At 35.0% G+C, this 16370-nt stretch carries 12 protein-coding genes; all 12 read right to left on the bottom strand.

Going from position 1 to position 16370, the window contains the following annotated elements; genetic code table 11:
* Window positions 1-19 precede the first annotated feature (19 nt).
* Entirely contained in the window at window positions 20-943 is a 924-nt protein-coding gene (gene isdE, locus MHI22_RS22955) for a heme ABC transporter substrate-binding protein IsdE (protein ID WP_330493514.1), read from the bottom strand.
* A gap of 77 nt (window positions 944-1020) precedes the next feature.
* Window positions 1021-1713 carry a heme uptake protein IsdC gene (gene isdC / locus MHI22_RS22950; protein ID WP_082673684.1) on the bottom strand — a complete coding sequence of 231 codons (693 nt, stop codon included), beginning with the start codon at window positions 1711-1713 and terminating at the stop codon, window positions 1021-1023.
* Between the two features lie 471 nt (window positions 1714-2184).
* On the bottom strand, window positions 2185-6729 hold the full coding sequence (locus MHI22_RS22945) for an S-layer homology domain-containing protein (protein ID WP_340812677.1): 4545 nt from the start codon (window positions 6727-6729) through the stop codon (window positions 2185-2187).
* An 87-nt stretch (window positions 6730-6816) separates the two neighbouring features.
* Window positions 6817-7341, bottom strand: coding sequence for a phage tail protein (locus MHI22_RS22940; RefSeq protein ID WP_058843342.1), 525 nt, complete (start codon window positions 7339-7341; stop codon window positions 6817-6819).
* A gap of 21 nt (window positions 7342-7362) precedes the next feature.
* Window positions 7363-7863, bottom strand: coding sequence for a phage tail protein (locus tag MHI22_RS22935; RefSeq protein WP_058843341.1), 501 nt, complete (start codon window positions 7861-7863; stop codon window positions 7363-7365).
* 17 nt (window positions 7864-7880) lie between these two features.
* Entirely contained in the window at window positions 7881-8387 is a 507-nt protein-coding gene (locus MHI22_RS22930) for a phage tail protein (RefSeq protein WP_036127178.1), read from the bottom strand.
* A 478-nt stretch (window positions 8388-8865) separates the two neighbouring features.
* Window positions 8866-9204, bottom strand: coding sequence for a cupin domain-containing protein (locus MHI22_RS22925; RefSeq protein ID WP_036127180.1), 339 nt, complete (start codon window positions 9202-9204; stop codon window positions 8866-8868).
* A gap of 67 nt (window positions 9205-9271) precedes the next feature.
* Window positions 9272-10255 carry an iron-siderophore ABC transporter substrate-binding protein gene (locus MHI22_RS22920; RefSeq protein ID WP_036127182.1) on the bottom strand — a complete coding sequence of 328 codons (984 nt, stop codon included), beginning with the start codon at window positions 10253-10255 and terminating at the stop codon, window positions 9272-9274.
* Window positions 10256-10338: 83 nt separating this feature from the next.
* On the bottom strand, window positions 10339-11166 hold the full coding sequence (locus MHI22_RS22915; RefSeq protein WP_340812676.1) for a helix-turn-helix transcriptional regulator: 828 nt from the start codon (window positions 11164-11166) through the stop codon (window positions 10339-10341).
* Between the two features lie 423 nt (window positions 11167-11589).
* Window positions 11590-12921, bottom strand: coding sequence for an opine metallophore biosynthesis dehydrogenase (locus tag MHI22_RS22910; protein ID WP_036127187.1), 1332 nt, complete (start codon window positions 12919-12921; stop codon window positions 11590-11592).
* 23 nt (window positions 12922-12944) lie between these two features.
* Window positions 12945-13739, bottom strand: coding sequence for a nicotianamine synthase family protein (locus MHI22_RS22905; RefSeq protein ID WP_231744971.1), 795 nt, complete (start codon window positions 13737-13739; stop codon window positions 12945-12947).
* Between the two features lie 577 nt (window positions 13740-14316).
* The gene (locus tag MHI22_RS22900) at window positions 14317-16026 is read right to left on the bottom strand and encodes a methyl-accepting chemotaxis protein (protein ID WP_051891747.1); all 1710 of its coding nucleotides are present in this window, start codon (window positions 16024-16026) and stop codon (window positions 14317-14319) included.
* Between the last annotated feature and the right edge of the window lie 344 nt (window positions 16027-16370).

Genomic DNA, 16370 nt, shown 5'->3' with positions numbered 1-16370 from the left:
CAGTCCTCTACATTTCTCATTATGGATACATAATGTTAATTAATTCTTCTAGCGCTTGAGGTACTGCAAGCGTTGCTGTTGTGCCAAATAACGGTTCATCTAAATCATAAACACGTCCATTTTTTACTGCGTCAAAATGCTTCCAAATATCATTCGTAGTAAATTCCTCATTAAACATTTCCACAACTTGTTCAGGCAGACCATGTGCCAGACGAATAATAATATCTGGATTGCTTTGTTGTAAAAATTCCGTATTAGACGGTAAATATTCCGGTTCTTGCCCGCTCATCACATTTTGACCTCCAGCCAATCTCACTAAGTCTCCAATATATGAATTTTCTGTTGCCACCAAATAGCTACCTGGAATGCCTAATAAAATCAGCACCTTTGGTGATTCATTTAATTCTGCCTTCATTGAAATGGCTGTAATCTTTCCTTCTAGCTCCGTCACTAGCTTCGTGGCCTCTTCTGTCCGTTTATATTTTTCTCCAATTTCTAAAATAGCAGCTTTCATACTATCAATACTCTGTAAATTCACATATGAAGCATTAATACCAACTTCATCAAATGTCTTTTTCAAATCTGCCTCCAACGTAGTCACTGAGAAAACCTCTGTTGGATTCAAGGATTTTACAATTTCCATATCAGGTGACATCGGACTACCAACCTCGGGTAAACCCTCATATCGTTTAGGTAAATCATATATCGTCGTAGGAATAGCGACGGCATCTAAATTTAGTGCATCTAAAATATGAGCAACTGCAACTGTCGTTGGAATAATTCGATTTTCATCTTGAACAGTTGTCTTATTTTCATCCTTTTTTTCTTTTACCTTATTTTCATTTTCCTTAATTGAATTAGTACATGCTGAAAGAACGACAAAAATAATACATAGCACCACCATATGTAACTTTCTACTATTTACTTTTGTTTCTTTTATCATGTCCATTCACTCCTTTTAAAAAGCACCCTCATCTACTCCTACCTGAGTGAAGTAGATGAGGGTGCTTCCGAAATATTTCAATGGATTTCTTCCTTCATGCGTTTTTTAAAATTAAATAGGATAAATCCACTGACACAGAACAATAAAAGTATACCTATTGGAAAAGCATCACTTGTTTGTGGATTTACTTCTTTTTCTTTAACTGACGAAATATCTGTTTTACCAGTATTATCTGTTTTTTTAGTCGTGTTAGAGTTATTTTGTACTGTTGTAGCTGCTACTGCACTACCATCTTCGTTTTTCAATGATGCCGCATCCCATACAAAATCTACTGTATATTCATGATGATAATTTAAGTCATCAATGTCCACCTTCATCGTAACAGCAGTTTTCGATGTATAAGCAGGTAATGCAAATTGGACGATACGTGTATCCTCTGCCTTATTTTCGCTGACGACTTTATTACCGCCTGTACTTGATTGAAATTTCGTTATCCACGCACTTTTTTTCATCTTCATTTGTACAACTGAAGTACCATTCTGAACAATAATTGTTGCAGGCTTCAAAAAGTAATCATTTGCCATCGAAGCAGATGAAGAATCTGGTTTATTCACTTGGTAATTGATTGTATATTTCCCATCTGCAAGCGCAGCAGAAGCATTTAAATTAGGTGTAACGAAAATTGTTAAAAATGCGACTAACATTACTGAAATTAACCTTTTGATAGTAAAACCCCCTTTCAATTGATAATCATTATCAACACTATGCATATAAAAAGGGATATTAGAAAATATCCCTTTTTATTATTCTGCGTGTTCGACATATTAATTATGATAATGATAATCATTATCACTAATTGAATGATATTATGTATACATTAATTTGTCAATACTAATACAAAATAGATTATTTTTCCTAAACAATTTTAAAAGTTAAGTAAGAATCAAAAAGTCTATGAAGCAATGAAAACAGATTGATAAGAAAAAAATCTCTATTTTTATGAAAAAAGTGGTGTCTCAAAATAAAACTTCCATTGACATATTTTAAAATTGATTATCTCTTGTTTTTTCGGGTCATCTCCTGCTGTAGCTCGATTAAGGAATGTGCTTTTAATTCGTGCAGTGTTACTAGAATTAGATGAATCGAATATGGAGTCTTTTATCAGTTATAAAAAATCAATAATAAAGAAACGGATTTGGAAGTTATGCAATTCCAAATCCGTTAAAAAGTTCATTATGTTTTTATTTCATTGTAGCTGCTTGAATTTCAAAAAAGGCCCAATGTTCTTTTGGTATATCCTTGAAGATTGGTTCTGAATCTAAAGTTGGTATTGGACGATTAAAAATTCGATTTAATACCTTTACTGCTTGGGCACGTGTTAGCTTTTCATCTGGGCTAAATTGTCCATTTCCAGAACCTACCATGATCTCCATCTCACTAATAGCCTCTATTGCCTGGGCAGCCCAATGCGTAGAAGCTACATCATGGTATTTCTTATCACCTATCTTTAGATTGCAATAAGGAGTAGCAGTCGTCTCCTCTGAGCATTGCTTATTAAGCCAACGCATAGCAATAACTGCCATTTGAGCTCTTGTTATTTCATCATTGGGGCCAAAAGAATGATCTTGTCGTCCCTCCATGATTCCTTGTGTACGGATATACTCAATATCATGTTTAGCCCATGAATGAGCTGTATCTCTATAAAAAGTTCCAGTTACTTCTGGTACATTATTATTACTCAAACTTCTTGCCAACATTGCGGCCATTTGTGAACGTGTAACACTTTCATTCGGACGGAAAGTACCATCTTCATAGCCTTGGATGTAAGGGACGGATGTTCTCTCTAGCTCTTTTTGTTCTAAATGTACTAAAGAAAAAGTAGAGAAATGCTGTACATCAAAAATGATACCTGTCTGCCCTTTATTGAATTCTACCAATCTTCCAGACAATAATTCCGATGTACCATTACTATGTTCTACATAAACCCTTATATTTCTTTCTTGCACGGATGTCAGGTTCTTTGGCAGTGGTAGTAGCAATGACACTTGACGATTTTGCAAGTTCGTTTCAATTGTTAATGGTTGGCTGATAACTTTCACTTTCGTACCTTTTGTTAATCCCAATGCCCTTTCACGCTCTTCAATATCTTCCTGTGAGATTGTACTCTTAATCGGTACAATTCGGAAATAAATATCCTCGTTGAAATCTGACATTGAATTATATGGAATTTCGATTTTAACATTCCTCATATCTATCCCAAAGCTAGATTTTCCTTCTACTAATAGTTTAGCTGCCTCTTTAGCAAGTATCACCTTTGTTTCACTTGCAGATGGTTCCATATTTGGTATGACAATTCGAGATTGTTTTTCTTCCAGCTTCACTAATTTCCGAAGAAACTCTTGTGCATTGGCAATTGAAAACGCTACCGTATCTTGTATCTCACCGTTGATATATAGACGTGTTAACACTGTTTGAAGAAGAACCTCGTTTGGCTTATTCGGATCTACAACATTCACCTTTACTTGATTACTTGGCAGACCTGGTTCAGGTGCTGGACTTGGAGTGGACGATCCTCCATCTCCCGGTACAATGTTTTTTGTCCATACAGCATACAACATCAAATTCACTTTCCCCATTTGAATGGTTTGCCCCTCTTTGTAAGTAACACCTTTTCCATCAGACCTTGTATTCCATCCTATAAATGTATAGCCGACTTTCATTAAATTACCTGTATTGCCTATAACTTTAATTAATTCGTGAGCAATATACTGCTTCGAATCAATTGGCACTTTACCTCCTTCAGCTCCGTTACCGTCATACGTAACTGTATATGTTGGCAGTGCGCCCGTTGTAAAATTCCAGGTAGTATTATCAGTAATACCTTCATACACATTACCCGCTAAATCAGTAAAGGCACCTGCATCAATTTGAATACTGTAAGCTGTATTTTGGGTTAATTCTAATGTAGGATTAATTGTCACGGATTCATTAATGATAGAGACGTTTGCTTGCGTAACTTCAATTGTTTCAACAACTTGATTGTCTGAACTATTACGAATGACAATATTTCTATTCGTTACAGGTAAAACCTTTTCATTAAATGTTAATACGAGATTTTCTGTAAACTGTACATCCATTGCTTGATGTATTGGGAAATAAGCTGTTACTTCTGGAGATTTTTTATCAAATATCACAATTGATCCTGAAGAAACCTCCGTTACCTGTATGCCCTCATGCCCCATTAAATCCCGATAATCAATTGCAAAGCTAATTGGTCCCTCTGTGTCCCCAGATTTCAGTGTATAGCTTGCTTGCCAAGTTTTAGCATCTCCATCACCTTTATCGGTTATGATGGCTGTTTGTCCGAGAATCGTTACATTGAGTGATTGAATATCCTCACTTGTCACAAAATCTATTGTGATAATATCATCTACCTTCGCGACTAATGGATTGGCATTATTAGATGCCATTGTCACCTGCTGAACAGTTGGCTTCCTACTATCAACTATGACATAGCTTCCATCAGTTACATCAGTGACCTCTGTTGCTGGAGTGCCTAGTAAATCTTTGAAATTTATGGTGAAGGGTGTTGTCCCCTCCATATCTCCATTTGTTACCATATATGTTGCTTGCCAGTTTGTTGCAGCTCCATTGACAGTTGCGGCTTTTCCTGCAATCTTAACTGTAGGTGCTTGAATACTTTTATCTGTCTTAATTGTTAATGTAATAGTATCCCCTATCTTGGCCTTTGTCGGATCATGATTATTCGACTTAATCGTCACCTCTACAGCTTGTGGCATCGTTTTATCAATCACAAATGAAACTGTTGTTGTATTACCTGCGTTATCTGTTGCTACCAAAGTATAATTTCCAGATGTACTTACAATGCTTCCACTTGTAAAGAGAGCACCATTTAATGTCGCTGTTCCTTCACTGAAACTAATTGTTACGTCTGTATTATAAACACCGTTATTTGTCACTCCTGTTATGGTAGGAGGGGTCGTATCTAATACAATTGTATTTGATAATGTATTCGATATATTGCCACCAGTATCCCTTAGTTGCATATAAACGGTTTTACTACCTTCACCAGGTGACAATGTCCAATTTTTTGAAGATAAACGCGGCTCCCAACCGGACCAAGTAGTACCATCATTTGACAAGCGCATTTCTATCGCTTCTCCTTCTAAATCACTTGCAGTCATTGTTAAAGTAACATTAGTAGTATTTGTATAGCCTGCTCCACCATTAATCATAATAGTGCCTGTTGGGGCATGATTTTTAATAATCTGAATTGTAAATTCCTTATCAAACGTATTACCAGCAGCATCTGTTACTCTTATCGTAATCTTATAACTATTTTTCGTATCATAGGCAAACGGGGCATTTGTCTTTAATACATTTCCATCAATTGTAAAGAAGCTTATATCCCCAGATTGCAGTGAATACGTAAAAGTTTGTGCACTTCCTGAGTCTGTTGCCGTCATTGTTCCAACAGTTGTACCAATGGGCTTCTTTTCTTCTATAGTAGTATTACTGAGTTCAATATTCGTAGGTGGTGTACTATCATAGATTATTTGATATTCCGCAGATGCTTTATTCAATGCGCCACTGCTATTAGCAACTACATTTTCAGGAATTTTAATTTTCACTGCTCCATCCACACTTGGTGATATTTGGGCAGTATATGTGGCACCACTTCCTGTGATAGATAGAATAGTTCCATTTGTAACAGTTATATCTCCAGCCGCTAAACCAGTCACTGGCTCACTGAAAACAATCGTTATAGAAATTGGATTGCTATTTGTTGGGCTAGATATAGTTGTTGGAATGGTCACGGAAGGACGTGCATTGACGACTAGATTCATTGTATAGACAGTGCTATAGTCAATACCGTCACTTACCTTAAATGTAAAAGATGCAGAAGAGCCATTTTCCGTCATATATTTGAATTTACCTACATCTAAGTCAGCTTTACTTATTGTCTCACCATTTGCAATAGCTTCCCCTGCCTCAAATTGCTGATTATTATTGTTATCGAGAAAAAGTTGTCCGCTATTAGGAATTGTAGAGATTTGAATCTGTTTCAAAGTATCTCCAGCATCTGCATCATTAAAAGTGAAGGAAGTACTATCAAATGTATACACTTGCCCCTCATTTACATTTACGGTTCCATTACTAGATGTCGGTGGGTTATTGGGAGGGTTATTATTTGGTATATCTATCGTAAATTCCGTAAACGTTAAATCCCACAACCCCGCCTGTACAGTATTGATAAATTGCACACTTGCAGTAATGATAAAAGAGTTAATACCCTCAATATTAATAGGTATATCATAAATAGGGTCATGCTTGGCAATTGTCTTAAAAATAACTGGATTTCCTTTTGGATTTCCTACTTCATCATACCCTTGAATCGTCAGAGACAAGGCATCATTTTCGGCATGTGAATTGATAGTATTAATCTTTAACGTTTTTAAATCAAAGACACCACCTGAAAAACTTTCACCTGCAGAAATTCTAATCGATTTTGGTGTTGAATATTCATCTGCATTAAAATAATAGCCAGCTGGAAATTGTGCATCATTACTATACGTGAATAAATGAATACCATCATTCCCTACAATGCCAGACACTTCAAATCCGTTCGTTGTATCACTTAGCCAATTTGCTTGTGTTAAATCTTGAACACAAGTTGGATAATTAGACGTTCCACAATTAGCCGCCTCTGCTTTTAAAGGGGCAACAAACAATATGACTGTCAATTGACTATAAACTACTAACATAAAACACAAGGTTATGGCTATTATCTTTTTCCCCATTCTCTACACTACTCCTTTATAATTGTTTCACATCCTTCATTTCATTCATTCTTAACTCCTTGGAGGCCATTCTCCAGCTAAGCAAATGATAAAGTTCAACCCAAGATATGGTTGCATATTATTATGTGGTTGATTCCCACCCACTACATCTATTGCCAATAAACTCATTTGTGTATTTACTTGTGTCGCATAGACAGGGACAGAGCCTCTTCCCTGTTGCTCTGTCCATATTGCTCCAGTTGGGTCATTATTTGAAGTTTGAACATTGTTACAAGCAGCTATATGATGATGACTAGGCATTTGAGTTGTTAATAGCGTAACAGTAGCTTCACCCCCTGATGCTCCAACACTCCTCGATGTTAATCCAGCTCCTGTTCCTTGATGAAGCGCTGCCCTACCATTTAGATTCGGTAAAGCAAAGGTGGTCCTTCCATCTCCTCCATAATTTGCACCTAAAATGGCAAATAATGCTGTATTGGAAGTAATTGATAAGAGCTGACCATTACATAAAGCCCAATCTTTTGGTGCGAAATTACCGCCAAATATTCTGATTTCTCCAATATAGGCTTCTGACATTTTCCTGCATCTCCTTTTTTCTTAATTTCTTGATGGATAAATTCCTACTAGAGCCATACAATAATTTGCCACACTGTAAGGCTGCATATTTTGATGGGGCAGTGAACTTCCTGATGTTGATAATGCTTGTGTGTTCATATAAGTATTCAGTTGATTATCAGAATAGATATTATTAGTGGATGCCCCCCATACATTACCCGCAGCCGCTTTCACCGTAGCACTGTCCGAGCTACCGTTGACTGCATGTGTATGAGCTGGCATTTCGTTTATAGTTAATACATGTGTCTCTTCTCCCGCCTTTTGTCCTAGTGAGACACCGTTACCTACATGAACGGGAACTCTCCCCCTTAAATCAGGCAATGCAAATGTCGTTCTGCCATCGCCACCATAAGTTGTTCCCAATATGGAATATAGGGCTTGGTTTGTATTAATTGGCAAAACTCGACCATCGCATAATGCCCATCCTCTTGGGACCCTTCCAAAGCTAAATAATCTGATTTCACCTACATATGGCTCACTCATCTTTTCATTCCTCCTAATCAAAATGATGGGTATATACCGTAAAGAGCGATAATAAAACTAATTGTCAGAAACGGCATTACATTGTCATGAGGAGTATTTCCTCCAACACTTGAAACGACTGTTGCATTCATTGTGCTATTTGCTGGTTGTGTTGAATATTGTATATTTTTTGCCCAAACAGCTTTTTCAGGACTCAGTGTTGTACCTTCAAGTGAGAAAGCATTTACTTGATGCGTATGAGCTGGAAGCTGTGAAGTGTTTAAAGTGACAGTTTCCACCCCTCCTATTTGACCTATCACATAGTTCGTACCAGTTGCTTGATTCTGTCCTTGATGGACAACTACTCTACTTTGAAAATTTGGTAACGCGAATGTCGTTTGTCCATTCCCGCCATAAGTTGTACCAATTAAGGAATAAAGTACTTCATTTTCTGCAATGGATATGAGTTGCCCATTGCACAATGCCCAGCCATCTGGAGCATAATTACCTGCAAACATTCGAATTTCTCCAACATATGGATCCATTTAAAACACCTTCCTTTAATGATGTATCTCTTACACTAAATTAATGTAGAAAGGTTAAAATCAGGTTAAAAAAATGGCATTAAATGAAAATAATATATTTTACCTAGAATGAATTTCAATCTTTTCAATTTTAGCTACTCATTAAAATCAATAGAAAGAAATCAAATAAACAATCTCATTTTACTATTGCATATGCTGTAGCAAAGGTAGGTAATCAGAATCCAGAAGATAGACCACATGTAATGAAGTGAAGTATAAATATAAGAAAAACAAAAGGAGACCGTTTAATTAACACGAACGGTCTCCTTCATTGTATGTTGCCTCTTGTCCTACTTATTTATCTAGAGGTTAATTCTACGATTTGCGATACAGCAATTTAATCCATTTACTGCCCATTCAGTTAGCCGTGAACCCTTTTCTCAAATATTGAATTCGGACTAATGACAAACATTAGTTCCTCTGTAGAGTTTGATGCCGTTTATTTAGACTCAATACCGCCAGTGTTTACAGCAACTTTAGGCTCAACCAACATAATATGGCATTCCTTTTCAGCGAAAGGCTTTTGCTCTGCTCCTCCCGGAACAATAAACATCTCTCCCTTAGAAATTTTTACCTGGCCATCACGAAAAGCAATGAACATTTCTCCTTCTAGCACAATAAATACCTTATCTGCACCTTGATGCTCGTGCCATATAAAATCTCCATCAATCTTAATTAGTTTGAATTGAAAGTCGTTTATTTCACCTACAACTTTCGGAGACCAGAGCTCATTTATTTGAGACAAATTTTCTTTTATATTTATAACTTGGTAGGGCATAACCATCTCTCCTTATCATCTATTGACCTTCTTAACACTGTTTGTTTCTCGAATTAAATTCTTCGTTTTATTGTTTTTGCAGGGCATTTGTTATATTTTGCAAAGCGTATTCAATAGCTAATGGACCACCAGTAATAGCGGAAGTATCCATTAAATGAATATTCCCTTTTTTTACGGCGTTCATATTATTCCATACATTACTTTGTTGTAATTCACTCATTAATGTTTCCTTTTTTGTAATGTCACCTATAAGGAAAATATGGTCTGCTTGAATTGTTGAAATTCCTTCGAATGCAGTAAACTGATTATTTTTTCCTTTAAATGTGATATCTGGTGTAAGCCCCAATCCCTTTTCTTTATCAAACGCAAGAATATATACAGGATTTTCTTCACCTAGAACATTAAAAGTTTTTCCATCCCAAGACAACACAAGTGCTACTGACTCTCCTTGAATCGACTTTAATGCTTCACGACCAATTGTAATTTCTTGCATCATTTTATCAATTACTTTTTCCGCTTCGTCTTCCTTTCCAATAATCTCGGCTACTGTACGAAGGCCATATTGCCAGTCATCATAGATGTCCTTAGATTTCAGCGTAATGACTGGCGCAACTTTTTCTAGTGACTCATATAATTTTTCATGATGTTCCGTTGCTAAAATATAATCAGGCTCAGTCGATAAAATTTTTTCAATACTAGGAGACAATTTATCTCCTAATTCTTCAGTTGAATCTAGCTTTCCATTTAAATAAGATAAAGAAGATAGATACTCTTTGTCAGTAGAAGCTGTAGGCGGCTCACCTAATGCAACTAGTATTTCAGGATAAAAATACCATAGGGAAACTATTTTTTCTGGTTTTTTCTCGATAACAATTTCTTTACCCAAAGCATCCTTAATGGTTCTTGGCCAATGAGTTGCATCTGCATTAACCGCAGAGGTAGAAGTGTCTTCTGTAGCTACGCCTTTCTTTTCAACTGATGTTTCATTGCAACCTGCTAGTATGCCTGCTAATAATAGCGTTGAGAATAATAGTCCTTTGATCTTGTGCATCCGAAATTCCTCCAACAAATTATCTTTGATACGCTATTAGTATAGTAAAGGAATTTTCGGATTTGAATGGATGCTTGTTGAAATTAGCATGGATTATTGATGAACTTCTCTCGATATTCAGTAGGAGAAAGACCAAATTGTTTCTTAAACACTCTACTAAAATAAAAGGGATCAGCAATTCCAACAGTTTGCGCAATATGTTGTACAGGCGCATCACTTGTAAAAAGCATTTTTTGCGCCATGTTGATACGATATTTTAATAAATATTCTGCTGGTCCCATACCTGCATGTTTTCTAAATACATAAGAAAGTCGATTTCGATTCACGTTATATTGTTCTGCAAGCAAGGGGATTGTAAGGCTTTGATGATAGTATTCATGAATATAAGAAGATACCCGTTCGAATAAAGTATGTGATTCACAGCTATTTTGCCTATTAGCAACACATAATAAGGCTTCATTCAGTACATCGCGAAACAGCATTTCGGTCTGAAACATTGAAATACCTCCGCGCTGATTATACACATGCCAAAGACGCATAAGTAATTCAATAAGACGAGGAGATTGTCCAGTCGATAATTCAAAATGCTGATGAGAAAAACTGGACTCTTGTATTTCTGAGTTACATATTCGGTATAAAACAAGAATATATTCCCAGTTCGCATTATCAAAATTTTTTTGATCTAGTTTCATTTTTGCACCACCATGCACAACTTTTCCTGGTGAAAAGATATAAGGCGTGCCATTAAATTGAAATTGTATTTTCCCTGTAAGTGGAAAAATAAATCCAGGAAAGGAATCTGTATAATCAGCGTACGGCACACCTAAATAACTCGTATATCGATATATTCCTTCTACTTGGAAAGGAATATGTGCTAAATGTTCTGCTAACTGATTCACATCGATTTTCAAATTGCATACCTCGTTTCAAAATTGTTTACTAGTAATGGCTTTTGACAACAAATAGCATGGACCCCTCAACAAGCTACTGCTCAAAGTAAGTTTCAGTGGCATCGAGAACTGATTTTAAGGATTCCATAATCAATCGGCGGGTTGAGTCATCTCAGCCAAATTACTGATCATGTTTAGCCCCTGAAATGCGAAAAGGTGGGCATGATGACTTTCGACTATCCCCACCTTATCGATAATGATTATCATTGTCAATTTGAAATAGAACCACCCATCTACTAATTGGTGGCTTGCACTACGCATGAAAAACTCGGAAACTGAGCCATGTCTAAAGAATTTTGAAAGGTCCGCTAATTGCCCTTAGTTTTCGCACACCGCTATAGTGGCTTTTTTGTTAAACCTTATTGTAAACTTAATAGCTTTTTATCATTTTATATATTCTTCTTCTCCTTCTTTTGTTTTCTTACTCAAAATTAACTCCTTACAAATCATCTCTATTTCTTGTGAAAAAGATTTTATTTGAAAGGCATCAGAAAAGATTTTATGCTTAGATGAAGCCACAACTTGTTGTAGTTTTTCTTCATAGGTTTGTACAAAATAATCAAGCGTCGGGCTTTTCAATTTCAGGGCATGCGCAATCCCTTGAATGATTTTCATACGGAAATAGTCCTCTTTTGGCATTCTAGGAATATCCCATTCTCCATCAAGATTTTTATAAATACCTCTAAAAGGAACGGCAGAAAAATCAAAGTATCTTCCTTCTTTATTTGGTATAGAAAATGGATCAATTAATAAGGATGCATAACGAATATAGAGCAGATATTCTTGATGTATAGATTCGAGTTTATTAAAATTCTCTATTTCTTGTCCGTCTATACTTGCTGGCTGCAATGGATAATTATCGTCTACCATAAATTTTAATAGATTGAGAGGTTGAATATCGAAGTGTTTCACAATTTCCATCATTTCTTTCCAATAATTTAATAGATGCCGAATTATTGTATAAGTAATAGGACCCTCAGGATAAAGCTTATACACATACTTTGTTATACTATCCTCATCAAATATTGCCTTTAATGAAAAATCATTCATAAATAAGGGAGGATGTACGTATAAAGAAATATTTCTTGTTTCTGCCTCAAGGGGAGAAGCTAATTTTTTTAAATGAATCCCTAAATGATGAAATAATTCAGATAATTTATCTAGTCTATGTGATTTTGAGTAAGTTGAACCTACATAAACTGTTTTCTTCACTCCTGTTGTCAATACTTCATTTGATGGTATTCCATCTATCCATCTAGTATCCCCATAATATGTTGAAAAACTAATGATCTCTGCCTGAGGAGTTAGATTCTTTAGGAAATTTGCTATTAAATGACTAGAACCAAATGTAGGTGACATTAATATATAGCAGCTAGCCTGCTTCAACACTTTCGTATCAATTTGTGCTAATACTGAAAGATAAGAGTCTGTAGTAACACAAAGAACTACGGTATCCCAATTTCCAGATATTTTATGATAACCCTTAAAAAACGCATCAATCGTACATTTTCCCGCAACAGCCTGATGTTGTGTATTTTGAATAAATACTTTGAGTGCAAGTTGTTGCTGAACGATCGTGTCAAAGAAAATGTTGGAGCGTAAAGATTCTCGACCTGCAATAGCTACTTTACTATTACAATAATTTTTGAAATTCACAGCTAATTGAATTACTGTAGGCCCTGTTCCTAACAGTAATACTTTATTAAAATAAGACATAGTCTTCTCCTCACCTATTAAAATCATTGTACCTTTTGATATAAAACAACATCAAAGACATGTTGAGGGTGGATAATTTCTTCTATTGTATGCCATTTATTTTTGTTTACCTTCTGCATTGGATAATTAAAAAGAGACTTTAACCCATTTCCATAACGCATAGCAATCAGCACATCTTTATTTGTTACATCATATAATTGGTCTAATATGTCATATTTCCTGCTTACAGTTGAACTAAATATAATATGACTAATCTGTTCCATAACTGCGAGCTCTTCTACTGTCTTCTTGTCAATTTGAATGGATAAATGACTTCCTAATTTATTTACTACATGTTTCCCCAACTGAATCGCCTCATCATCAATATCAATTCCAAAAACGTCTGCTCCTGTTTGTTCCGCAACCATTAATAATGTTATAGGAAAAGACCCAGATCCTATTAAAAGCACCTTCGATTGACTAGTAACTTGAAAACCTCCGAATTCCTTGCCAATACAGTCTCCTATATTACGAAAGTAATCCGTCATCTCCTTTTCTTCATGACTTAATAATAAAGCCCGGTATTTTTCCATGATTTGGACACAAACAGAAGAGTTCTTTCGTAGATTTTGAACTAATGATACTATTTCAATTGACCGCCCTAAATTATTCCATTGTGTTTCATTGTCATGATTTATAATAAAAGAAGAATACTCATCAATTAACGCACACAACTCTAAATAATCAACTAGTAGATGATCCTTGTTTTGATAAATAAATAACTTAAATTTATTATCAAAGTAATGTAATTTCTTTAAAAACAACTCTATATCCTTCACTTGCCCCACTCCTATATTTGAGGATTAAAGTTCAATATATGCATACACTTTTAATACTATTTCAACACTTCCTTGGTTATGTAAATAATTTAACGTCCTCAATAATTAGTAAAAAATTGAGGGATTCATTGTATCCCCCAAATATAGAAAGCCGCGAAGTTGTAAATAGTAATAGCAATGAAAGGTTTACCCCATCTTAAATCCTTGTAGCAACTAATGGATTGATAGTCGATCCAATGCAAAATCATAACCGTATATATTAGAAGACACTTGTGCTAAAGCTGTTATATTTTTTGTAAGAGGTACGCTTGCATCTTCATATGCATATAAAATCTTAAACATATGGATTTATATCATTGATGAGGAATCTGTCTAATTCTTATGATTCCACATAAAAAAGACCAGAAACTCACTTGTTATATGAGTTCCTGGTCGAGCGTTAAATAGTTAAATGTAAATACATTTCGTGTGAAATACTATAGTAACATTTAATACTAATTTATTGGCTTATAGTTCATAATGTCTGTTTATCAAACCATTTTATCTTTGCCTAAGAATTTCAAATAAATCATACACGTCATACTTTGAACATATTTGTTTTATTTTGTAATTCTTCTGCCATTTTAGAAAGTGTAAAAGTAGATGCTGTAATTTCTTCCATTGAGGCTAGCTGTTCCTCTGTAGCTGCAGAAATATTTTGTGTTCCTTCTGCAGAACTTTGGGCGATTCCATTGATTTGCTTCATCGAATCAGTCATATTATTCATTTCTATAGCCATATGTTCTACCGAAGTAGAAATCCCCTGAACTTGAACAGATACTTGTTTGGTAGCATGTTGAATTTTTTTGAAGGCTTCTCCTGCGGTGTTCACACTATTCATACCTATAACCACTTCATTTGTTGTGAACTGCATTGATTCTACTGCTCTATTCGTTTCCGTTTGAATTCCATCAATTAACACAGAAATTCTCTGTGCGGATAAAGAGGATTCTTCAGCTAATTTTCGAACTTCTTCTGAAACAACAGCAAAACCTTTACCATTTTCCCCTGCTCTTGCCGCTTCAATCGCTGCATTTAATGCTAGTAAGTTAGTCTGTTCAGCAATACTTGTTATAACTTCTACGATTTGTCCAATCTCTGAAGAGCGATCACCTAAACCAAAGATCACATTATTTAGATTATCGATAGAAGTTTGGATTTTGTCCATTTGTTGAACAGCGTTTTTAATGATTTCATTCCCATCCACTGATATTTGTTCTGCGTGGATAGCTGCCTCTGATACGCTAGTTGAATTACTTTCAATTGTTTGGACATCTTGTACCATTTGTGTAACAATATCTTCTGTTTCTATTATCGTTCTAACTTGATGCTCTGATCCGCTTGCAATATCTAACGTAACAGTCGCAATATGCTCGCTAGCTGAATTTGTTTGTTCTGTACTTGCCGTGAGTTCTGTAGAAAACGCTACCATATGTTCAGACGATTGCTTTACCTGACCAATTAAATCTCGTAATTGAGCAATCATACGATTAAGTGAGGTAGATAATATCCCAAATTCATCCTTAGAATTATAATCTACACTAAAATTTAATTCTCCCGCTTCTGCTCGTTGAACAGCAGTTTTTATTTTTTCTATTGGAGCAGTTATATATTTTCGAACACCAATAAACCCAATTACAACATACAGTATGCTTAATACCACTGAAATGATCATTGTATTTCTAGTATTTTTATCTACTTGGTCTACACTATCTTTATATAAAGAGCTTGCATAATCTCTATTCAGTTCTGTTAACTTTAAACCTTTTGATAAAATACTATTATACTCAGGCTCACCTATAGAATAATAGAGGTTTAACGCTTCCTCATTCTTATTAGCAAGACTCAGTTGGAATACTTGCTCCATAGTCTCTTTAAAAATTGGATATTGTTCCACCAGTTCACTTATAATTTCTGCTTCATCTGACTTCAAGTTGGTGTCATTAAGTAATTGAAGATTCATTTCATTATCTTCAAAAGCTTTGTTCACCTCATTATTGATTAATTCTATCGTTTTTTCATCAGTATAAAGGAAGGATCTATACATATCTGTTAAAATAATACGATTATTTAGCCTGTAATCAGTCAATATAATCCCTGGTTCTAAGCGGTCCTTAAATATATCCTCTATATTATTTTTTAAAGATTTCATCGTGTTATACCCAACCACTTGAATAATACCAACTGTAGATATGGATATTAACATTAAGATTAATAATTTTTTCATTGTGGAAAGATTGCGTAACATCATAATTATCCCCTCTGATTTGAAAATGTAGTAAACGAAAATTTGTTTGTTTTACTGGTTATTCATTTAATAACAATAGGTAATAAGTTTGTCTTACTTTATCATTGGTTCGTGTCTCTATTATCCAAACTATTTTATATAGCACGGTAGCATTCTAACCTCTGATGTATAGTCTGCTCTGTCTAACTTTTTATCATCTATGAGTCTAGTATCCTTTCCTTCAGTAATTTTCAAGAAAACATCAAACCCAACAAAAAAGTATGTATTTTAAAATCAATGATAATAGATTTATATCAATAATATTTTTCATCATGTATAACTTAGTTTTATATTCTCCTTCTATC

This window comes from Lysinibacillus sp. FSL L8-0312, assembly GCF_038003285.1.
GTDB lineage: Bacteria > Bacillota > Bacilli > Bacillales_A > Planococcaceae > Lysinibacillus > Lysinibacillus fusiformis_D.
Note: the sequence above shows the minus strand (reverse complement) of the source record. Positions and strands in the feature narration are given on the sequence as shown.

What these genes read in the sequence shown, in the direction of transcription:
- MHI22_RS22935 (WP_058843341.1), bottom strand. Translation starts at nt 7,863, where the DNA reads ATGAGTGAGCCATATGTAGGTGAAATCAGATTATTTAGCTTTGGAAGG.
- MHI22_RS22930 (WP_036127178.1), bottom strand. Translation starts at nt 8,387, where the DNA reads ATGGATCCATATGTTGGAGAAATTCGAATGTTTGCAGGTAATTATGCT.
- MHI22_RS22920 (WP_036127182.1), bottom strand. Translation starts at nt 10,255, where the DNA reads ATGCACAAGATCAAAGGACTATTATTCTCAACGCTATTATTAGCAGGC.
- MHI22_RS22910 (WP_036127187.1), bottom strand. Translation starts at nt 12,921, where the DNA reads ATGTCTTATTTTAATAAAGTATTACTGTTAGGAACAGGGCCTACAGTA.
- isdC (WP_082673684.1), bottom strand. Translation starts at nt 1,713, where the DNA reads ATGCATAGTGTTGATAATGATTATCAATTGAAAGGGGGTTTTACTATC.
- MHI22_RS22900 (WP_051891747.1), bottom strand. Translation starts at nt 16,026, where the DNA reads ATGTTACGCAATCTTTCCACAATGAAAAAATTATTAATCTTAATGTTA.
- MHI22_RS22940 (WP_058843342.1), bottom strand. Translation starts at nt 7,341, where the DNA reads ATGTCAGAAGCCTATATTGGAGAAATCAGAATATTTGGCGGTAATTTC.
- MHI22_RS22945 (WP_340812677.1), bottom strand. Translation starts at nt 6,729, where the DNA reads ATGTTAGTAGTTTATAGTCAATTGACAGTCATATTGTTTGTTGCCCCT.
- MHI22_RS22925 (WP_036127180.1), bottom strand. Translation starts at nt 9,204, where the DNA reads ATGCCCTACCAAGTTATAAATATAAAAGAAAATTTGTCTCAAATAAAT.
- isdE (WP_330493514.1), bottom strand. Translation starts at nt 943, where the DNA reads ATGATAAAAGAAACAAAAGTAAATAGTAGAAAGTTACATATGGTGGTG.